This window comes from Martelella endophytica, from assembly GCF_000960975.1.
Lineage (GTDB): Bacteria > Pseudomonadota > Alphaproteobacteria > Rhizobiales > Rhizobiaceae > Martelella > Martelella endophytica.
On sequence record NZ_CP010803.1, the window covers coordinates 4,768,364 to 4,788,170 of the forward strand.

A 19,807-nucleotide genomic window follows, 5' to 3' on the forward strand; every position below is an offset into this window, starting at 1 on the left:
TCCTCAGGCTTCGGCGGAAATCGTGCTTCATGATCTCGAAGACCGGACCGTGACGCTTGAGGCACCGGCGAAACGACTGCTCATCGATGACGGCCGCATCATCTTCGCCCTGTCCTTCATGGACGAAAACCCGGCCTCGCTGATTGCCGCCTGGCCGCATGACGTCGACAGGCTTGGCCGCCTGCCCCATGCGGCTCTCGCCAGGCAGTTCCCCGAGATTGATAGTCTGCCGAATACCGGCAGCAATGCGAGCGGCATGTCCGCCGAAGCCATGCTCTCGGTCGATCCGGACCTTGTTGTCCTCTCCGTCTACTCGCATTTCGATGCGCCACAGCTACGCCATCTGGAAGACGCCGGCGTTCCGGTCATCTTCGTCGATTTCGTTTCGGATCCGCTTGAAAACGCCGACAAAAGCCTGCTGCTTCTGGGGCAGGCGACCGGCCACGAGGACGCCGCCCGAAAGCTTGTCGCCTTCAGGAAAGACCATCGTGAGGCGGTGGAGCACCGCCTGCAACAGGCCGAGAGGCTGGAACGCCCCTCCCTGTTTCTGGAGGCGCACGCTTCAGCCACGGGCCTTTGTTGCTTTTCACCGGGTCGCGGCGGCATCGGCACGCTGATCGCCTTTGCCGGCGCCAAAAATGTCGGCGATGCGCTGGGGGGCAAGCCCTTCGGCCAGCTCACCATCGAAGCGAGCCTTGCCCGCGACCCGGACATCTATGTCGCCAGTGGCGGCGCCTATATGAAGGATCGGGACGGCCTGTTGATCGGCCCCGGTTTTTCTGCCGAAGAGATGCAGCAGTCGCTTTCGGGCTTGCTGGCACGCCCCGGCTTCAGCGCGCTTTCCGCTGTTCGCAATGGCCGGATCTATGGCATCGACAAGCACCTGTTCGATCCGGTCGTCGATATTCTGGCGCTTGAGCTTCTGGCAAAATGGGCCCATCCGGACCTGTTCGAAGACCTTGATATCGATGCGACGAGGAAAGCGCTCGACGCGATGACACCGCTCGGCGTGCCGCCCGGATACTGGAGCCAAGCGGAGGAATGATGTTGAAAGAGCAGCTACGTTCACTGAACTCCACGCCGGAAGACACAATCGAATTCGAGGCGGCCGAACCAACGCGTCAGCGCCGCTGTCTCCGTTTCGAAATCGCCTCGCAGGCAGGGCTTCCATACGAAATCTTCGTCAGCCTTCCGCGTCAGGCCCCTCCGCCAGAGGGGTTTCCGGTGCTCTACATGCTTGATGCCAATGCCGATTTCACTCTTGCCGATCAGGTGATGGAGCGGCTGACGCGCCGGCCTGCAGCAACCGGTGTGGAACCCGCCATCATCGTCGGCATCGGTTATCCGCAAACGGAAGGCTACAATCAGGAACGGCGGCATCTCGACCTGACCTCCGGTCCGACCGACGATGCCTTCTACGAAGACACCACCTACACCTTCGGCGGTCAGCACGCCTTCATTGCATTCATTTGCGACAGACTGAAACCGGTCATCCGCAACCGTTTCCCGATTCGCGAAGGTCACGAGACCATCCTCGGCCATTCCCTTGGCGGCTATTTCGTCGTCGAGCTGGCGCTGACGAGGCCCGAACTGTTTTCCGGTTACGTCGCGATCAGCCCGTCCATATGGTGGAATCCGGACAGGATTTTCGGCCATATTGCCAGCCGTTCGGCCCCGCCCGAGAAACCGATCCGCTTTTTCCTCGCCGCTGGCGGCTGGGAAACCGAGCCAGCCCCCTGGCAGCGGCAGGACACACCCGAGCGCAACCTGGAGCAGACCAACCTCCGGCTGAGACGCCGGATGAACGACAATATCGATCGTCTGTCAGAATGCTGTCGCAGCACCTATCCCGAGACCGTAACGCTCCGAACGGAACGGATCGCCGACGAAGACCATTCGAGCATATACGTCGCCTCTCTGCCGAGAGCGCTCCGCTTCGTGCTGCCCGCAGGGCAAGGCTGATTGCTGGCGGCGGGCGCTCGACTTCACGCGACGATCAATTCAAGGTGAGTTCAGCGCCCGGCAGTTGTGGCGGGCCGCCCCACATGCCTAAGCTTGGCCAGGTCGCGACAATCGGTGGCGGCAGGATTGGAGCGGGCTCTCAGGGTTCGCAAGCGAGGGAGAGAGTGGCATGAACGAGCATCAACAGCGGTTGACCGCCAAGGACTTCAGCCCGGAACTTCTGGAGCTCTACGACTTTTATGCCCACGGCATGATCACCAAGCGTGAATTTCTCGATCGCGCCGGCAAATATGCCATTGGTGGCCTGACCGCCGCCGCGATCCTGGGGATGATGAGCCCGGACTACGCCAAGGCCGAGCAGGTGAGTTTCAACGATCCCGATATCCTGGCCGAGTGGATCACCTATCCATCGCCGAACGGCCATGGCGAGATGCGGGCCTACTATGTGCGCCCCACCGGCGTCGAGACCGCGCCGGGTGTTGTTGTCGTTCATGAGAACCGCGGCCTCAACCCGTATATCCAGGATGTCGCCCGCCGTCTGGCCAAGGCCGGCTTTATCGCCATGGCGCCGGATGGCCTGACGCCGATGGGCGGCTATCCCGGCAATGACGAAGAGGGACGGGCGCTCCAGCAACAGGTCGACGGCGAGAAGCTGATGAACGATTTCTTCGCAGCCATCGAATTCCTGATGGCGGACGAAGCCGTAACCGGCAAGGTCGGGATCACCGGCTTCTGCTATGGCGGCGGGGTCGCCAATGCAGCAGCCGTCGCCTATCCCGAACTTGGCGCTGCCGTGCCGTTCTACGGCCGGCAGCCGGAGGCAACGGATGTCACCCGGATCGAGGCGCCGCTGCTGCTGCATTATGGCGGCCTCGATGAGCGCGTCAATGCCGGCTGGCCGGCTTATCAGGAGGCGCTTGATGCGGCCGGGAAGACCTACGAGGCCTATATCTATGAAGGCGCCAACCACGGTTTCCACAATGACTCGACGCCGCGCTATGACGAGGCCGCGGCCGAACTCGCCTGGGCGCGCACGATAGACTGGTTCAACCGCTATCTGCCGCAGGATTGAGGCTTGCGTTCTTGGGCTCTGCTGACGCGGGCAGAACGCTGCGGAAACGCCCCGGCAGGATGTGACAAACGTCATGGATGACCACCGGCGCGCAAACCTGTATAGTCTGGTCTCCATCAGGAAGAAGTGAGGAGCTTCCTGGCGGAGGAAACGGCCTTTGCCGACGCCTGCCTGCAGGTGCCCGGACGCAAGGCTGTATGACATGGGAGGAGATACCGATGGTATTCCCGTCAAGGCCGACGGACGAGCATGTTCATGCCGAAACCGTTCTGGCGACGGCACTTTCCGCGCAGGGCCCCGCCTTTTCGCCGGTCGCGGCCTCATGGTGGCGATCGCTCGTCCAGCACAAGCTCGATCCGGCCGGAGCGACAGACACCGAAGACAGGCGGCTCGGCGCCAGCGAACTGAGCGAGCGGCGCGAACGGGCAGACCCGATGCTGTCGATTGCCGGCTCGCGGCTTGACCGCCTGTTCCGCTGTGTTGCCCAATCGGCCTGCGGCGTTTTCCTGAGCGATGCCGACGGCTTCGTTCTCGATCACCGCTACCGGGATGCCGACCGCGAGAGTTTCCAGCTCTGGGGACTGAGAAAGGGGCGAAGCTGGGCGGAGGCTGTCGAGGGGACCAACGGCATCGGCACCTGCCTCGCCGAGGGACGTCCCCTGGTCATCCATCGCGACGAGCACTTCTTCAACCGCAACATCGCCATGAGCTGCATCGACGCGCCGATCTATGGCCCCGACGGAGATCTCATCGGAGCTCTCGACGTATCCTCCGCGCGCTCCGATCAGACGGCTTCGGCCAACCACATGATTGCCGCCCTGGTGCAGCAGACGGCGCGGCAGATCGAGGCCGATTGTTTCCGCGCCGCCCATCCCGGCCACCGCATCCTGATCGCCGATGGCGGCGACAGAGACGACACCGTCACATCCCTCATCGCGGTTGACGGCGACGACCTGGTGGTCGCTGCGACCCGCTCCGCCCGCCAGGCCCTCGGCCTTGCCCTATCCGGCGCCTTCACGCCGGTACCGGCTGCGGATCTCCTCGGCGGCGGCCCCGAAGCGCGCGGCTTCGATCCGGCCGAACGCGCGGTGCTGGTGCAGGCGCTGGCGCGCCAGAGCGGCAATGTCCAGGGTGCAGCGCGCGAACTCGGCGTCAGCCGGGCAACGCTTTATCGGCGCATGAAGAGGCTCGGCATGACGACCAACTGAGGTCTCGCTGCAATTCGCCGCGGCCAACTGTTTCAAAATTGAGACAGGATGCGAGATCCTCTCCCGCGCCGCAGGTGACGAATGCAAAATCCGCAGGCAGGCTTCTTCTCCATCCAACGTTCAGATTGATCTGGGAGGAGAAGACATGAACGAGATGCTGAAACCCGAAGGGCTGCTGAAATCCCCCTTCAAGGACCGCTACGACAACTTCATCGGCGGCAAATTCGTGCCCCCGAAGAACGGTCGCTACTTCACCAATGTGACGCCGATCACCGGAGCAGCGATCAACGAGATCGCAAGATCTGATGCCGACGACATCAACCTCGCGCTCGATGCCGCCCATGCGGCCAAGGCCAAGTGGGGTTCGACGGCGCCTACGGACCGCGCCCGCGCGCTCCTGAAGATCGCCGATACGATCGAGGCCAATCTGGCGCTGCTCGCCACCGCAGAGACCTGGGATAACGGCAAGCCGATCCGCGAAACGATGAATGCCGACATTCCGCTCGCCGCCGACCATTTCCGCTATTTCGCTTCGGTTCTGCGCGCCCAGGAAGGCTCGATGAGCGAGATCGACGACGACACCATCGCCTATCACTTCCATGAGCCGCTCGGCGTTGTCGGCCAGATCATTCCGTGGAACTTCCCGATCCTGATGGCCGCGTGGAAGCTGGCACCGGCGATTGCCGCCGGCAACTGCGTCGTCATCAAGCCGGCCGAGCAGACCCCGGCCTCGATCATGGTGCTCGCCGAGCTGATCGCCGACATCCTGCCGCCCGGCGTGCTCAACATCGTCAACGGCTTCGGGCTCGAAGCCGGCAAACCGCTGGCACAGAGCCCCCGCATCGCCAAGATCGCCTTTACCGGCGAGACGACGACCGGCCGGCTGATCATGCAATATGCCACCGAAAACCTCATTCCGGTGACGCTGGAGCTTGGCGGCAAATCGCCCAACATCTTCTTCAAGGATGTGATGCGGGAAGATGACGGCTTTCTCGACAAGGCGATCGAGGGCTTCGTGTTCTTCGCGCTCAACCAGGGCGAGGTCTGCACCTGCCCGAGCCGCGCGCTGATTCAGGAGGATATCTACGACGCCTTCATGGAAAAGGCGATCGCCCGCACCAAGGCGATCATCCAGGGCGATCCGCGTGCCGACAACACCATGATCGGCGCCCAGGCATCGAGCGAGCAGAAGGAGAAGATCCTCTCCTATTTCGACATCGGCCGTCAGGAAGGTGCTGAAGTGCTGCTCGGCGGCGAGGCGGCGGATCTCGGCGGCGATCTTTCCGGCGGCTACTACATCAAGCCGACCATCCTCAAGGGCCACAACAAGATGCGCGTGTTCCAGGAGGAAATCTTCGGGCCGGTGGTCTCCGTCACCACCTTCAAGGACGAGGCGGAGGCGCTCGAGATCGCCAATGACACGCTTTATGGCCTCGGCGCCGGCGTGTGGTCGCGCGATGCCAACACCTGCTACCGCTTCGGCCGCCACATCCAGGCGGGCCGTGTGTGGGTCAACAACTACCATGCCTATCCGGCGCATGCGGCCTTCGGCGGCTACAAGCAGTCCGGCATCGGTCGCGAGACCCACAAGATGATGCTCGACCACTACCAGCAGACCAAGAACCTGCTGGTCAGCTACTCGACCGACAAGGTCGGCTTCTTCTGAGCAAAAGGGGTTCCTCCCGGGCGGGCGGGTGGAGCTCAGGCTCCGCCCGTTCGTCTGTTTTCAGGAAAGGACGAAAGCATCATGGAGAAAACCGACATCCACTGCGTCACCGACGCCGACCTGCCGGAGGGCGCCGAGAAAGGCAGCCGCGTCACCGCCACGACGGCAGCGCGCGCGCTGATACGCGACATCCGCGCCGACCACGGCGAGATCATGTTCCACCAGTCTGGCGGCTGCTGCGACGGTTCGTCGCCGATGTGCTATCCGAAGGCGGAATTCCATCTCGGTACCAGCGATGTGAAGCTTGGCACGGTCGAGGGTGCGGAGGTGTGGATTTCCGGTCCGCAGTTTCAGGCCTGGAAGCACACGCAACTGATCCTCGATGTGGTGCCTGGCCGCGGCGGCATGTTCAGCCTCGACAACGGTCGCGAAAAGCGCTTCCTCACCCGCTCGCGCGTTCTGAGCGCGGAGGAGCTGGAAATGCTGGACAAGGCGGCTCACCGATCGAGCGTCTGAGACCAACGCTCACGTAACCTCTAGGTCCTTGAGGCGCAATTCGGCCATCGCGGTTGCGGAACATACCCCCCCGCCCATCCATTTCAGAACTGATGGCTCCGCACGGGAGCCGGTTCGAAGGATGCGCCGCGCAATGCAGCAACTGGCCGACAATTTCTGGACGTTCCGTGGTGATTTCAAGGTCGCCAGAGTGATCAATCTCGGCACCCATATGTCGCTTGTGCGCCGGGCGAACGGCAGGTTCCTGCTTCTCGACAGCTATGATCTCGATGGGGGCGATCTTGACGCGCTGCTGTCGCTGACGGACGGCGGCCGTGCCATCGAAGCCGTCATCAACGTCCACCCGTTCCACACGCTTCATTGCACCGCCATCCATGCGCTTCTTCCGCACGCCCGTCTTTTCGGCACGCGCCGCCACCACGAGCAGGTGACGGATCTTCCTTGGGAGCCGGGCTTTATCGAAGACAGGGCGACCCAGGAGGTCTTCGCCGGGGACCTCGGCTTTTCGGTGCCGCAGGGCATCGACTTCGTCTGCGAAGACGACAGCGTTCATGTCGCCTCGGTGCTCGTTCGTGACCGGCAGAGCAGCATCGTCCATGTCGACGACACGATCAATGTGCTGGCAGCACCCGGCCTTCTCGGCAAGCTCCTGCCGCAATCGAAACTGAAGTTCCACCCGCAGCTTTCCAAGGCGCTTGAGAAACGTGCCGGTGCGGCGGACGACTACGCGCAATGGGCGGAAAGTATCGCCAACGCCTGGGCCGGCACGCCCGTCGTCTGTGCCGCACACTCATCCATCCGCAAGCTGCCTCAGGACGGCTGGCGAAACGAGATCGGAGAAGCCCTGGCCGCCGTCGAGACCACGCTTTCCAGACACCGCTCCGAACACGGTTGATGTTCGTTGCCCGAACGAAAACCGAAACAAAGACCGTTGACGTCTTGCATCAAAGTGATTATACGCTTAATCATAGCCATTTCGGGAGGATGGACCGGTGACGATCGGGCAGAGACGGGTAAAACGGGTGACACAGAGCGATGTCGCGGCCATGGCCGGGGTTTCGACGGCTGTGGTCTCGGCCGTCATCTCGCCCAAGCCCGGCAAGACCATCCGTGTCGGCGAAGAGGCGGAAAAGCGGGTGCGCGCCGCCATGGAGGCGCTCGGCTATGCCCCCAATGTCGTGGCACAATCGCTTGCCGGCGGCCAGCGCAACATTATCGGCGTTTTCACCTATGAAGCCGTGTTTCCGTCGGACCGGGAGAACTTCTTCTATCCCTTCCTGCTCGGCATCGAACAGGGCGCAATGAAGCGCGGGCAGGACCTGCTCCTGTTCACCTCGTCCTCACTGGACCGGGGCCCACGCAGCATCTTTCCCGCCGGAACCAACAGGATGGGCGTTGCCGATGGCGCGATCCTTCTGGGCGAAGAGCCGGACAAGAGCGAGCTGAAGCGGCTTTATGATACCGGTTTTCCGTTTGTAACCATCGGCCGACGCATCGCCGAGGGCGCGGACCTCAACTGGGTTGCCGCAGATTACGCCGCGGCTGTCGAGGATGTAATTGCCCGTTGCGCAGCACTCGGACACCGCAAGCTCAAATTCCTGGGCAGCAGCCGTGTACGCGAGCAGAATGAAGACCGCGAGCAGGGATTTCTGCGGCACGGGCAACAGGGCCTCGAACTTTCCGTAGAACGCTTTGACCCGGCTGCGATTGACGCGGCATGGACCAGGCAGTGCCTTGCGGAGGGTCATACCGTCGTGCTGACGGAAACCTTCGCCCACGCAACCGCACTGGAACGACAGATCGTCGAGCGCGGCGGCAGCATACCGGGTACCATTTCCGTTGTCGCGCTGGCGGCACCGCTCACGGTGTCGGCGGATGTCGAACGCTGGACGCGGATATCGGTCCCGCGTGAAGACATGGGTGAGCGGGCGGTTGAACAACTGATTGCCCGCATCCGCGCGCCCGAGGACGACATAGCCAACATCACTTTGCCCTGCGGCTTCGTGCCGGGCGAGACACTCAAAGCCATCTGATCTGATAACGGGAGGAAAGAGATCATGACACATCATTTGATTAAGCGGTTAATCGTCGCGACTGCCCTGTGCGGCGCGATGGCAACGGCGGCAAGTGCGGAAAACCTGCGCTTCACCGTCTGGACCGGCAGCCAGGCGCATCTCGACATGTTGAACGGCATTGCCGAGGGTTTCGCCGAAACCCATCCGGATGTCACGGTCCAGTTCGACACGATCCCGTTCGGTGACTATGTGCAGAAGCTGACGCTGCAGCTTGCCGGCGGCAACCCGCCCGATCTTGGCTGGCTTCTGGAAAATTCCGCCCCGGCCTTTGTCGAAGCAGGCGTTCTCGCGGATGTCGGCGATACGCTGAACGCCACCGATGGCTACGACTATGCGGACCTTTCCGAACCGGCGATGGGCCTCTGGGTCAAGGATGATGCCGTCTACGGCGTGCCATTCTCAACCTCACCCTTCATCGTCTACTACAACAAGTCGCTTTATGATGCTGCTGGCCTTGAGACACCAACAGCACGCGCCGAAGATGGCTCGTGGACCTGGGAACAGCTAAAAACCGATGCCGCAGCACTTCGCGATGCAGACGCCGGCGTCTGGGGTTATGAGACGGTCGACGGCCAGGGCTATGGCGCCCGCGTCTGGCACAACCTGATCCCGATCATCCGCGCTTATGGCGGCGATGCCTGGACGGACGGCACATGCCAGTTCGACAGCGCCCAGTCGGTCGAAGCAGTCAAGCTCTTCCACGACATGGTCTATGCCGATGGTTCTGCCGTGCCGCCCGGTGAACAGGGCGACTTCTTCTCCGGCAACGCGGCGCTGACCGTGGCGCAGATTTCCCGCGTCTCGAAACTCGCCGATGTCGATTTCGAATGGGGCATCGCGCCCCTGCCCTCTGGCCCTGCCGGTGAAGCGGCAACGATCGGACAGGCCGGTGTCGTCGCCTTTGCCCAGGGCAAGAACAAGGAACTCGCTTCCGAATTCCTCGCCTACATGACGGACAAGGATAATGTCGCGACCATGGCGGCCTTCTTCCCGCCGGCACGCAAGTCCGTGCTGGCAAGCGACGGCTTCCTTACCAGCAACCCGGCCGTGACGCCGGAGCAGATGAAGATCGTCGCCGAAGGTATCGAGAGCGGCACGGTCCTGCCGAGCCACGAGCGCTTCCCGCAGATCGAAGCCGAGGCCCGGCCCGATTTCGATGCGCTCTGGTCGAGCGACGCCGATGTTCAGGCCGTCATGACCAAGCTCTGCGAGGATATCCAGCCGCTGCTCTGAGGAGCTGCGATATCATCAGGACAAAACAATACCGCCGCCGGCAGTACCGGCGGCGATCAGGAAATTGCATCCAACTTTGCCCGCAAAGGAAGCGACCATGTCCGCTGCCAGAACAGGGCCCTCCCTGACGCTGAAGACACGTGAAGCGATCTCAGGATGGCTCTTTGTAAGCCCGATATTGGCGGGTTTTCTGATCTTCTTCGTCGGCCCCCTGATTGCTGTCTTCTATTACTCCACCACGGAATGGAATCTGCTCAGCCAGCAATCCAGCTTCGTCGGCATGGACAATTACGTCGATGCGCTGACCCGCAACGACACGTTCTGGCATGTGCTCGGCAATTCGCTGATCTTCGCCGCCGGCCTTGTGCCGCTCAACATGGCTCTGGCGCTCGGCCTCGCGCTGGCGCTGTCGAAACCGATGCGCGGCGTCGTCATCTTCCGCACCGTGTTCTTCGCGCCCGTGATCACCTCCGCAGTTGCCTGGGCAATCATCTGGACCTTTCTGCTCCAGCATGAATCGGGCGCGGTCAATCAGGCGCTTTCGCTTGTCGGCATCGATGGGCCGAACTGGCTGCACGAACCGCGCTGGGCCATGGCCTCCGTTATCGTCACCCGCGTGCTGAAGACCGTCGGGCTCAACATGATCCTCTATATCGCGGCGCTGCAGTCGATCCCGCGCGACTATGAGGAGGCAGCAAGGCTCGAAGGCGCCAATGGCTGGGAGATCTTCCGCCGCATCACCTGGCCGCTTCTGGCGCCGACCACGCTGGTGATCATGGTGATTACCGTCGTCGGCTCGCTGAAGGTCTTCGACCATATCTATCTCATGACCGGCGGCGGACCGCAGAACGCCACGCTGGTGCTCGCCTTCTACATCTATGAACAGGGCTTCAAGTTCTTCAACACAGGCTATGCCTCCGCGCTCGCGGTGGTGCTGTTCGTACTCATTCTGGCGCTCACCATCCTGCAAATGCTTTTGAAGGCGGTGCGCAAATGAACTACCGGCTACAACAGAAAATCACCCGGATCTGCTGGGTCGTCGGCCTCGCCGCGCTCGCCATCCCCTTTGTGTTTCCGTTCATCTGGATGCTCTCCGGCGCGTTGAAGGGACAGGCGGACGTCTTCGCCTCGGCTTCGCTGATCCCGCAAACCATCCACTGGTCGAACTTTTCCGAGGTCTTCTCCTACCAGCCGTTTGCGCGGCAATATTTCAACTCGCTCTATATCGCCGTGATCGTCACCACGCTCACGCTGTTCCTGTCATCGATGGCGGGCTATGCGCTGGCGCGGCTACGCTTTGCCGGTAGCGCGCTGGTGCTGCTTCTCTTGATCTCGGCGCTGATGATGCCGGAGGAAGTGACCATCATTCCGAACTTCTTCCTGATGCGGGAGCTCGGCCTGATGAACACCCACATGCCGCTGATCCTGCTGCCGCTGTTCGGCTCGCAGGGCGTGATGGCGACCTTCCTGATGCGCCAGTTCTTTCTCGCTTTGCCGAAGGAGCTGGAAGAAGCGGGCCGTATGGACGGGCTCTCTCGGTTCGGCGTCTATTTCAAGGTGGCACTGCCGCTGTCGAAACCGGCGCTTTCGGCCGTCGGCATCATCACCTTCCTGTTTTCGTGGAACCTCTTCCTCGAGCCGCTGGTCTTCGTGAACGACATCAAGCTCTTCACCTTGCCGCTGGCACTCGCAAACTTCACCGACACCTACGGCCTGCCGCTTTGGCACCTGCAGCTTGCAGCCACCGCGCTCGCCGTCATTCCCATGCTCATCGTCTACATTCTGGCCCAGCGCCAGATCGTCGAAAGCTTCGCCCTGTCAGGCGTGAAAGGATAACAAAATGAAAGAACTGACCAGCGATATCGTCATCATCGGCGGTGGACTTGGCGGCGTGGCCGCGGCGCTTGCAGCGCTCAAACTCGGCCGCAGCGTCATCCTGACAGAGGAATTCAAATGGCTTGGCGGCCAGCTGACGACACAGGCCGTGCCGCCGGACGAAAATCCGTGGATCGAAAGCGATGGCTCGACGGCAAGCTATCGCCAGCTCCGCGCCGAAATCCGCAACTATTACCGCCGCAACTATCCGCTGACGGACGCGGCGCGCGCAGATGAAAACCTCAACCCGGGAAGCGGCAATGTCTCGCCACTCTGCGCCGAGCCGCGCGCCGGCGTTGTCGCCATTGACGCGCTTCTGGCGCCATGGTTTGCAACCGGCCGGCTGACCATCCTCATGTCGGCGAAACCCATTGCCGCGGAGACCGATGGCGATCGCTTCACCTCGGTCACCGTGCGCTCTGTCGAATATGGCGAAATGATCCTGACCGGCCGCTATTTCATCGATGCGACCGAACTCGGCGATCTTCTCGAACTTGGCAATGTCGAGCATGTCATCGGCGCCGAAAGCCAGGCCGAGACCGGCGAACCGGCAGCGCTTGCAGGTGCTGCCAACCCGTTCGACCAGCAGGCCGTCAGCTGGTGTTTCGCGATGAGCTATCATCCGGACGAGGACCACACCATCGAGCGCCCGCGCGACTACGATATCTGGCGCGACTTCAAGCTCGATTTCTGGCCCGACCGCCAGCTCTCCTTCATCGGCCCCAACCCGGTGACGCTGGAGCCGGACAACCGCCCGCTTTTCGTCGGCGACAGCGATGCAAAGTTCGCGCCCGACAACTGGCATTACCGGCGAATCTTCTACCGGAAGAACCATGCCGGCAACCGCTATCCATCCGATATCTGCCTCGTCAACTGGCCGCAGATCGACTATTGCGGCGGCCCGATTGTCGGCGTGTCCGCAGAAGAAGCGGAAAAGCATCTGGAAGGCGCCCGTCAATTGTCGCTTTCGATGCTCTACTGGATGCAGACGGAAGCGCCGCGCCATGACGGAGGCTACGGCTATCGCGGCCTGAAGCCGGCGGGTGCGGTCATGGGCACGCTCGATGGCCTGACGATCGCCCCCTATATCCGCGAGAGCCGCCGCATCAAGGCGCTGTTCACGGTCACCGAAAACCATGTCGGCATCGATGCCCGCGAGGGGCTTACGGGCGCAGAACAGTTTGCAGACAGTGTCGGCGTCGGTTCCTACCGTATCGATCTTCACCCCTCGACGGCGCCGCGCAATTATGTCGACATCGCCAACTGGCCGTTCCAGATCCCGCTCGGAAGTCTGATCCCCGAGCGGGTGACGAACATGCTGCCGGCCTGCAAGAATATCGGCACAACGCACCTCACCAATGGCTGCTATCGCCTCCATCCGGTGGAATGGAATATCGGCGAAAGCGTCGGTGCGCTCGCCGCCTATTGCATCGAAAACGACATCAGCCCGCGCGGCGTGCGCGAGACGGCGGACCGGCTTGCCGATTTCCAGCACCTGCTGACGAGCCGTTTCGAAGTGCCGCTCGCCTGGCCGCAGCATATCCGTGAAACACCGAGGCTCGAACTCTTCGGGCGCGTGGAGTAGGTCCCATGGCAAAGCTTGAACTGAAAGACATCCGCAAGTCCTATGGCTCGGTCGAGATCATCAAGGGCATTGACCTTAACGTCGAGGACGGCGAATTCTGCGTTTTCGTCGGCCCGTCGGGCTGCGGCAAGTCCACCCTTCTGAGGATGATCGCGGGGCTGGAGGACATCACTGGCGGCACACTCGAAATCGGCGGCATCCGGATGAACGACATCGCGCCCGCCAAGCGCGGCGTCGCCATGGTGTTCCAGTCCTATGCGCTCTATCCGCATCTGACGGTCAGGGAGAACATCGCCTTCGGCCTGAAGGTCCGCAAGACGCCGAAGGAGCGCATCGAAGAATTGGTGAACGAGGCCGTCACCATGCTGCAGCTGGAAAAGCTCACCGAGCGCTATCCGCGCGAACTTTCCGGCGGTCAGCGCCAGCGCGTCGCCATCGGCCGCGCCATCGTCGGCGAGCCGGAGACCTTCCTCTTCGACGAGCCGCTGTCGAACCTCGATGCCGAGCTTCGCGTCCACATGCGCACCCAGATTTCGGAGCTGCATGAACGGCTGAAGCGCACAATGATCTACGTGACCCACGACCAGGTCGAGGCGATGACGCTCGCCGACAAGATCGTGCTCTTGCGCGATGGCCGCATCGAACAGGTCGGCACGCCGCATGATCTTTACGAGCGCCCGCAGAACCTCTTCGCCGCCCAGTTCATCGGCGCGCCGAAGATGAACATCTTCGATCTCAGCGGCCGTTTCGAGCATCTGCGCGCAACCCTTCAGCTCGACCGCGATACCCGCTATTGTGGCATCCGCCCGGACAACCTGGCAATCGCGCCCCAGGGCGAAGGGGCCTTCACCGCAAGGGTGCGGCTGACGGAATATCTCGGCAATGCACGCCTTGTGCACGCCGATATCGACGCGGAAACACCTGTCATCCTGGAGCAGCCGGCCGGAACCGAACTTGCACCGGGGGCCGAAATTGCGCTCACCGCCCGGCCGGAGCACATCCATGGCTTCAAGGACGATGGCAACCGGGTCGGCAGGGGTTGAGGGATGCCCGCCAAGCGATAAGCTGCAATCTCGAAGGCTCCGGCGTCGCCCCCTTTTCTCGGGCGGGTTCATCAGGAGAAGCAGCCTATAAGTTAGGCAGAAGATGAAAATGCATAAAATTTGACATGCGGCTAAAAATTCTCTAGTTGGAAAAACGGTTTTCCTCCTCGAGATATTGAAGGACCTCCCGCATGCTGCATTCCACATCTCTTCTCCGGGCCAGTGCGGTTGCCGCCCTGCTCGTCGTTCCCGCCGTTTCAGCCCAGGCCCAGGAAACCTTCGTCGTTTCCAACTGGGGCTATTCCAACGATTTCTACGAGCCCTTCATTTTCGAGCCCTTCGAAAAAGAGCATAATGTAAAGGTCGTGACGGAGACGGGCGGCGCGCCGGAACGCCTCAACAAGGCCCGTATCCGCGGTGGCGTCGACGTCATCCTGCTGACCGACAAGTTCTCCCAGATCGGCATCAACCAGGGTGCCTTTGAAACGATCGACGACACCAAGCTTTCGAATTTCGACGAGCTCTACGATGCGGCGAAGAACCCGCAGGGTGATTACGGCCCGGCCTATACTTTCGGCCGCTATGGCATCGTTTATGACAAGACCCGCACCGACACGCCGATCACCTCCTGGTGCGACCTGTGGCGCGAGGATTTCGCCGGCGCCATCGCCATGCCCGCCTTCAACACCACCGGCGGTCCGCTGACGGTGATGATGGCCGGCAAATGCGCCGGCTCGGATGCCTTCGAAGACCCCGACACCGCTTTCGCCAAGATGGCCGAGCTGAAGCCGAATATCGTCAAGACCTTCTCCTCCGGCTCGGAACTGACCAATCTTCTGTCGACCGGCGAGGCCTTTATCGGACTTGCGCAGGACTACGCCTTTCCGGCAATCCAGGCGGCCAACCCGAATATCGGCTGGGCGGAGCTTTCGGAAGGCGACTTCCGGATGATGAACACCTACAACATCCCAAAGAACGCCAAGCACAAGGAACTGGCGCTCGCCTTCATCGACTTCTCGATCTCGATGCAGGCCCAGAAGGATGCCGCGATCGAACTGGTCAGCGGCTCCGGCCCGGTCAACAAGACCGTCGAGCTGACGCCGGAACAGGCATCCCAGCTCGTCTATGGCGAAAAGGCCGTGCTCAGCATGCAGCCGACCCCCTACGACAAGCTGCTTGAGGTCAATGATGACTGGGAAAGCCGCTGGAACGAAGTCTTCGGACGCTAACGGACGCGCAATTGAACGCCCGCCCTTCCCTCGTTGAGCGCATCAACGCTCTAGGCCCGTGGTTGCTGGTTCTTCCGGCAACCGCGGTGCTGGCCTTCATCCTGATCATTCCGGTGGCAGGAACCCTTGCCGAAAGCTTTTCCAACCCGGCAGGGTTTTTCGCCAACTACCGCGACTTCTTCGCCGACAGCTATAATCGCACGGTGATGATCCGCTCGTTCCGCATCGCCTTCCTGTCGACGCTGACCTCGCTCATTCTGGGCTTCGGCGGCGCCTACATGATCGCCAATGCCTCGCAAGGCGTGAAGCGTGTCCTCCTGATCCTTTCGGTCTTTCCGCTTCTGACAAGCGTGGTCGTGCGCTCCTTCTCCTTCATGGCGATCCTTGGTCGCAACGGCGTGGTCAACACCGCGCTGATGAAGCTCGGCATCATCAGCGAACCCATGGAAATGCTGTTCACGCAGGGCGCCGTGATTGCGGGCCTTGCCTATCTGTTCACGCCGCTGATGATCCTGTCGCTGGTGGGCGTGCTCGAGAATATCGAGGATGACCTTTATCTGGCCGCAGGCTCGCTTGGCGCCTCTCCGGTAGCCGTCTTCTTCCAGGTCACGCTGCCGCTCGCAGTCCCCGGCATGATCGTCGGCTCGATCCTCGTCTTCACCGGCTCGCTCGCGACCTTCGTCACCCCGACATTGCTCGGCGGCGAACCGCAGATGACGCTTGCAACACTGCTCTACCAGAAGGCGATGATCTCGTTCGACTGGGGTGCGGCCAACACGATTGCCGCGATCATGATGGGAACCGCGATCTTCTGCGTTGTCGTGCTCGGCACGATCGCCAGCCGCATCTCGGCACGGAGGGCCGTCCATTGACAGGTCGTCGCATTCATCCGCTTTCGAAGCTTTTCGGTTGGCTGGTCATCCTGTTCCTGGCGGGACCGATCGTCATCGTCATCGGCACATCCGTGTCCGATACGCCCTTTCTCGCCTTTCCGCCGCAGGGGTTCACGCTCAAATGGTATGCCAATGTGTTCAGTCACAGCGGCTTCCTCGACACTTTCATCATTTCCATGCAGGTCGCCGTCGGCGGCACGCTGATCGCGCTCATCGCCGGGCTTGCGGCTGCCTATGCGCTGACGCGCTACAAGATGCGGATCCCCGGCTGGTATGGCTCGGTCTTCTTCCTGCCGTTCTTCATCCCGGAAATCGTGTTCGGCTTTTCGCTCTTGAAGACGCTGATCGTTCAGTTCCAGCTGCCGATCCTGCCGTCGCTCATCCTCGGCCATGCGATTCTGTGCCTGCCCTATATGGTGCGGGTGATCGGGGCGAGCCTTTCAGGCTTCGACTTCTCCATCCAGGAGGCCGCCATCAGCCTCGGCATGCATCCGGTGAAAGCGTTCTGGACCATTGTCCTGCCCAATATCCGCTCCGGCGTGATCGCCGGCATGGTGCTTGCCTTCATCACCTCGCTGAACGACATGGCCGTGGCACTGTTTCTGACCGGCCCCGGCATCTCGACGCTGCCAATCGAGGTCTTCACTTACGTGCAGCAGTTTTTCGACCCGACCGTCAGCGCCGTTTCCGTGCTGCTGATGGGCGTCACCATTCTCGTCATGATGCTGATTGAACGCAGCCTCGGTCTGTCCAAGACCGTTCAATAGGAGTTCCAATGGCTGAGAACGCCGTCATCCTGAACAATGTCACCGCCCATTACGGCACGACGCAGGTTCTGCACGGGCTGAACCTTTCCGTTGGCGAGGGCGAACTGGTCTCGCTTCTGGGGTCCAGCGGCTGCGGCAAGACAACCACGCTGCGCCTTCTTGCTGGCTTCCTGCAGCCGACGGGCGGCAGCATCTCGGTTGCCGGTCGCGATGTCACCGGCCTGCCGCCGCACAAGCGCGATGCCGGTATTGTATTCCAGAACTATGCCCTGTTCCCGCATCTGACCGTCGCCGAGAATGTCGGTTTCGGGCTGAAGCAGCGCAAGGTGTCCTCCGCTGAACAGAAAAAACGCGTTGCCGGGATGCTGGAGCGCGTCGGGCTCTCAGGTTTCGCCGACCGCCTGCCGGCCGCCCTTTCCGGCGGCCAGCGCCAGCGCGTTGCCGTGGCCCGCGCGCTTGCCATCGATCCGCCGCTCCTGATGTTCGACGAGCCGCTTTCGAACCTCGACGCCAAGCTGCGCGTCGACATGCGGGTGGAAATCCGCGAGCTGCAGAAGGCCAACAACCGCACCGCCATCTATGTGACCCATGATCAGGAAGAGGCGTTTTCCATTTCCGATCGCGTGGCGATCATGAATGCCGGCAACATCGTCCAGCTTGATACGCCCGAAGTGCTCTACACGCGGCCCGTCAATGCCTTCGTCGCCCGCTTTGTCGGGTTCGACAATCTGGTCGCGATGCGTGTCGTCGCGCGCAATGGCGCGATGGTGACAGTGGAGCTTGTTGGCGGCGAAAGGATCGACCTCGACGAGGCCGAGACCGGCCCGCTGCCGGAGCGCTTCGTCATCGGTGCAAGACCGGAAGGCCTGACCCTGACTGAGGTCAGCAGCGCCAATGCCATTGCCGGAAAGACCCAGATGCGGTCCTATCTCGGCCGTGCCTATCAGTACAAGATCGAGACTGCGGCAGGTGTTCTGATCGCCAATGGGTCGCTCAAGACCCCGATCGAAGCAGAGCGGAATGTCGGCCTTGCCTTCGACTTCGCCCATTGCTGCATACTGCAGGCCGAAGGAGAGATGCCATGAGCCGCACCATCGTTGCCGCCGCCGCACAGATGGGGCCAATCGCCCGTTCCGATACACGCAAGGCCGTTGTCGAGCGCCTGATCGCGCTTCTGGGCGAGGCAGCCTCCAGGGGGGCGGAGCTCGTCGTCTTTCCCGAACTGACGCTGACAACCTTCTTCCCGCGCTGGCACATGACCGACCCCAATGAAATCGACGCCTTTTATGAGGCGGAGATGCCCGGTCCGGAGACGCTGCCGCTGTTCGAAGCGGCCAAGCGGCTGAAGATCGGTTTTTACCTCGGTTATGCGGAACTGGCCGTCGAAAACGGCGTGAAGCATCACTACAACACCGCCATTCTCGTCGACCGGGATGGCGCGGTCGTCGGCAAATACCGCAAGATCCATCTGCCGGGCTGGGACAAGCCGCAGCCCGACATGGCCGCGCAGCATCTCGAAAAATACTATTTCGAGCCCGGCAATCTCGGCTTCAATGTGTTCGAGACCATGGGAACGCGCATCGGCATGGCGATCTGCAATGATCGCCGCTGGCCCGAGACCTATCGCGTCATGGCGCTGAAGGGTTCGGAGATGATCCTCGTCGGCTACAACACGCCCGATGATCACACCGGCAATTTCGATTTCGACAGCCTGACGCAGTTCCACAATCAGCTTTCGATCCAGGCCGGCGCCTACCAGAATTCCAACTGGGTGGTTGCCACCGCCAAGGCGGGCCATGAGGAGGGCTCCAACCTGATCGGCCAGTCGATGATCGTGGCGCCTTCCGGCCAGATCGTCGCCATGGCGACGTCAACGGCCGACGAAGTGATTGTGGCAAAATGCGATCTCGACATGGCGGCCCTTTACCGCAAGACCATTTTCGATTTCGCCCGCCACCGCGAGCCCGACCAGTATCGGCTGATCGTCGAAACCAAGGGGCCGGTGCTGGATTGAGTGAATGATGGACATTGCTTCCGGAGGAGAGAGAAATGAACGGGACTGAGACGTTGGAAGAGACCGAACACAGCGAGACAAGTTCCGTTTCCCGCATCCTGTCGGAGCTGCGCCGCGAAAACGGCTGGACGCTTGCCGAACTCTCGAAACGGACCGGCGTTTCGATCTCGGCCCTCTCCAAGATCGAGAACGGCCAGAGCCAGCCGGCCTATTCCGTGCTGACCCGGCTTTCGAGCGGGCTCGGGCTCGACTTTGCCGATCTTCTGGAAGGCAAGGCCGCGCGACCGAGCTTCGCCAGCGCAGCCCGCGCCATCACCCGCCGCGGCGAGGGCAAACGGCTCGAAAACGATATGGGCAACTATCGCCTGCTCTCCACCGAGCTTGCCGCCACGGCGATGACGCCGATGGTCATCGACATTCCGCCGCGCGCCGACAATGCCGAGCCGGCCCGCAGCGCCCATAGCGGCGAGGAATTCGTCTTTGTCCTCTCCGGCGACGTCATTTTCGAGATGGCCCCTTATGCGCCGGTCATTCTGGCCGAGGGCGATACGGTCTATTTCGACGCAGCCTCCGAGCACGGGTTTTACTCCACCGGCCCCGGCGGCGCCCGCATTCTTTCCATCTGCTATTCCGGCTCCAGCGAGGCGCCGGACCACCTGACGGTTTAAT

The 19,807-nt window shown here is 61.8% G+C and carries 19 protein-coding genes; all 19 read left to right on the top strand.

All coding sequences use genetic code 11. The features are described from left to right. Positions 1–22 precede the first annotated feature (22 nt). The 19 genes from TM49_RS22240 (at position 23) to TM49_RS22330 (ending at position 19,806) form a co-directional block, all read left to right on the top strand. Positions 23–1,045, top strand: a complete 1,023-nt coding sequence (locus TM49_RS22240; protein ID WP_158498675.1) for an ABC transporter substrate-binding protein — start codon at positions 23–25, stop codon at positions 1,043–1,045. A gap of 2 nt (positions 1,046–1,047) precedes the next feature. Next, positions 1,048–1,962 (top strand): alpha/beta hydrolase, encoded by a 915-nt coding sequence (locus TM49_RS22245; RefSeq protein WP_158498676.1) that lies wholly within the window; start codon positions 1,048–1,050, stop codon positions 1,960–1,962. A gap of 169 nt (positions 1,963–2,131) precedes the next feature. Continuing rightward, entirely contained in the window at positions 2,132–3,034 is a 903-nt protein-coding gene (yghX, locus tag TM49_RS22250) for a YghX family hydrolase (protein ID WP_045684459.1), read from the top strand. Positions 3,035–3,252: 218 nt separating this feature from the next. Continuing rightward, a complete protein-coding gene (locus TM49_RS22255; RefSeq protein WP_045684460.1) occupies positions 3,253–4,242 on the top strand; it encodes a GAF domain-containing protein in 990 nt (329 codons plus the stop codon). Positions 4,243–4,396: 154 nt separating this feature from the next. Beyond that, positions 4,397–5,908: an aldehyde dehydrogenase gene (gene adh, locus TM49_RS22260; RefSeq protein ID WP_244464885.1), complete on the top strand. Its 1,512-nt coding sequence runs from the start codon at positions 4,397–4,399 to the stop codon at positions 5,906–5,908. 81 nt (positions 5,909–5,989) lie between these two features. Continuing rightward, positions 5,990–6,424, top strand: coding sequence for a DUF779 domain-containing protein (locus TM49_RS22265; protein ID WP_045684462.1), 435 nt, complete (start codon positions 5,990–5,992; stop codon positions 6,422–6,424). Between the two features lie 133 nt (positions 6,425–6,557). Continuing rightward, positions 6,558–7,319 carry a hypothetical protein gene (locus TM49_RS22270; RefSeq protein ID WP_045684463.1) on the top strand — a complete coding sequence of 254 codons (762 nt, stop codon included), beginning with the start codon at positions 6,558–6,560 and terminating at the stop codon, positions 7,317–7,319. 97 nt (positions 7,320–7,416) lie between these two features. After that, entirely contained in the window at positions 7,417–8,457 is a 1,041-nt protein-coding gene (locus tag TM49_RS22275) for a LacI family DNA-binding transcriptional regulator (RefSeq protein ID WP_144409643.1), read from the top strand. A 24-nt stretch (positions 8,458–8,481) separates the two neighbouring features. Beyond that, the gene (locus TM49_RS22280) at positions 8,482–9,732 is read left to right on the top strand and encodes an ABC transporter substrate-binding protein (RefSeq protein ID WP_045684465.1); all 1,251 of its coding nucleotides are present in this window, start codon (positions 8,482–8,484) and stop codon (positions 9,730–9,732) included. 97 nt (positions 9,733–9,829) lie between these two features. Further along, the gene (locus TM49_RS22285) at positions 9,830–10,729 is read left to right on the top strand and encodes a carbohydrate ABC transporter permease (RefSeq protein WP_045684466.1); all 900 of its coding nucleotides are present in this window, start codon (positions 9,830–9,832) and stop codon (positions 10,727–10,729) included. Beyond that, entirely contained in the window at positions 10,726–11,568 is an 843-nt protein-coding gene (locus TM49_RS22290) for a carbohydrate ABC transporter permease (protein WP_045684468.1), read from the top strand. Before TM49_RS22285 ends, TM49_RS22290 begins: the two co-directional genes overlap by 4 nt. A 4-nt stretch (positions 11,569–11,572) precedes the next feature. Then, complete coding sequence (locus TM49_RS22295) at positions 11,573–13,192, top strand: FAD-dependent oxidoreductase (RefSeq protein WP_045684470.1); 1,620 nt, start codon at positions 11,573–11,575, stop codon at positions 13,190–13,192. 5 nt (positions 13,193–13,197) lie between these two features. Further along, positions 13,198–14,235, top strand: coding sequence for an ABC transporter ATP-binding protein (locus TM49_RS22300; protein ID WP_045684472.1), 1,038 nt, complete (start codon positions 13,198–13,200; stop codon positions 14,233–14,235). 191 nt (positions 14,236–14,426) lie between these two features. After that, positions 14,427–15,464, top strand: coding sequence for an ABC transporter substrate-binding protein (locus tag TM49_RS22305; RefSeq protein WP_045684474.1), 1,038 nt, complete (start codon positions 14,427–14,429; stop codon positions 15,462–15,464). 11 nt (positions 15,465–15,475) lie between these two features. After that, positions 15,476–16,336, top strand: coding sequence for an ABC transporter permease (locus tag TM49_RS22310; RefSeq protein WP_201777020.1), 861 nt, complete (start codon positions 15,476–15,478; stop codon positions 16,334–16,336). After that, on the top strand, positions 16,333–17,124 hold the full coding sequence (locus tag TM49_RS22315) for an ABC transporter permease (RefSeq protein ID WP_045684476.1): 792 nt from the start codon (positions 16,333–16,335) through the stop codon (positions 17,122–17,124). Before TM49_RS22310 ends, TM49_RS22315 begins: the two co-directional genes overlap by 4 nt. A gap of 8 nt (positions 17,125–17,132) precedes the next feature. Continuing rightward, on the top strand, positions 17,133–18,209 hold the full coding sequence (locus TM49_RS22320) for an ABC transporter ATP-binding protein (protein WP_045684477.1): 1,077 nt from the start codon (positions 17,133–17,135) through the stop codon (positions 18,207–18,209). Further along, positions 18,206–19,138, top strand: a complete 933-nt coding sequence (locus tag TM49_RS22325) for an N-carbamoyl-D-amino-acid hydrolase (RefSeq protein ID WP_045684479.1) — start codon at positions 18,206–18,208, stop codon at positions 19,136–19,138. Before TM49_RS22320 ends, TM49_RS22325 begins: the two co-directional genes overlap by 4 nt. Before the next feature lie 35 nt (positions 19,139–19,173). Next, entirely contained in the window at positions 19,174–19,806 is a 633-nt protein-coding gene (locus tag TM49_RS22330) for a helix-turn-helix domain-containing protein (protein WP_045684484.1), read from the top strand. Position 19,807 lies beyond the last annotated feature (1 nt).

What these genes read in the sequence shown, in the direction of transcription:
- TM49_RS22330 (WP_045684484.1), top strand. Translation starts at nt 19,174, where the DNA reads ATGAACGGGACTGAGACGTTGGAAGAGACCGAACACAGCGAGACAAGT.
- yghX (WP_045684459.1), top strand. Translation starts at nt 2,132, where the DNA reads ATGAACGAGCATCAACAGCGGTTGACCGCCAAGGACTTCAGCCCGGAA.
- TM49_RS22280 (WP_045684465.1), top strand. Translation starts at nt 8,482, where the DNA reads ATGACACATCATTTGATTAAGCGGTTAATCGTCGCGACTGCCCTGTGC.
- TM49_RS22325 (WP_045684479.1), top strand. Translation starts at nt 18,206, where the DNA reads ATGAGCCGCACCATCGTTGCCGCCGCCGCACAGATGGGGCCAATCGCC.
- TM49_RS22270 (WP_045684463.1), top strand. Translation starts at nt 6,558, where the DNA reads ATGCAGCAACTGGCCGACAATTTCTGGACGTTCCGTGGTGATTTCAAG.
- TM49_RS22300 (WP_045684472.1), top strand. Translation starts at nt 13,198, where the DNA reads ATGGCAAAGCTTGAACTGAAAGACATCCGCAAGTCCTATGGCTCGGTC.
- TM49_RS22255 (WP_045684460.1), top strand. Translation starts at nt 3,253, where the DNA reads ATGGTATTCCCGTCAAGGCCGACGGACGAGCATGTTCATGCCGAAACC.
- TM49_RS22295 (WP_045684470.1), top strand. Translation starts at nt 11,573, where the DNA reads ATGAAAGAACTGACCAGCGATATCGTCATCATCGGCGGTGGACTTGGC.
- TM49_RS22305 (WP_045684474.1), top strand. Translation starts at nt 14,427, where the DNA reads ATGCTGCATTCCACATCTCTTCTCCGGGCCAGTGCGGTTGCCGCCCTG.
- TM49_RS22285 (WP_045684466.1), top strand. Translation starts at nt 9,830, where the DNA reads ATGTCCGCTGCCAGAACAGGGCCCTCCCTGACGCTGAAGACACGTGAA.
- TM49_RS22320 (WP_045684477.1), top strand. Translation starts at nt 17,133, where the DNA reads ATGGCTGAGAACGCCGTCATCCTGAACAATGTCACCGCCCATTACGGC.
- adh (WP_244464885.1), top strand. Translation starts at nt 4,397, where the DNA reads ATGCTGAAACCCGAAGGGCTGCTGAAATCCCCCTTCAAGGACCGCTAC.
- TM49_RS22265 (WP_045684462.1), top strand. Translation starts at nt 5,990, where the DNA reads ATGGAGAAAACCGACATCCACTGCGTCACCGACGCCGACCTGCCGGAG.
- TM49_RS22290 (WP_045684468.1), top strand. Translation starts at nt 10,726, where the DNA reads ATGAACTACCGGCTACAACAGAAAATCACCCGGATCTGCTGGGTCGTC.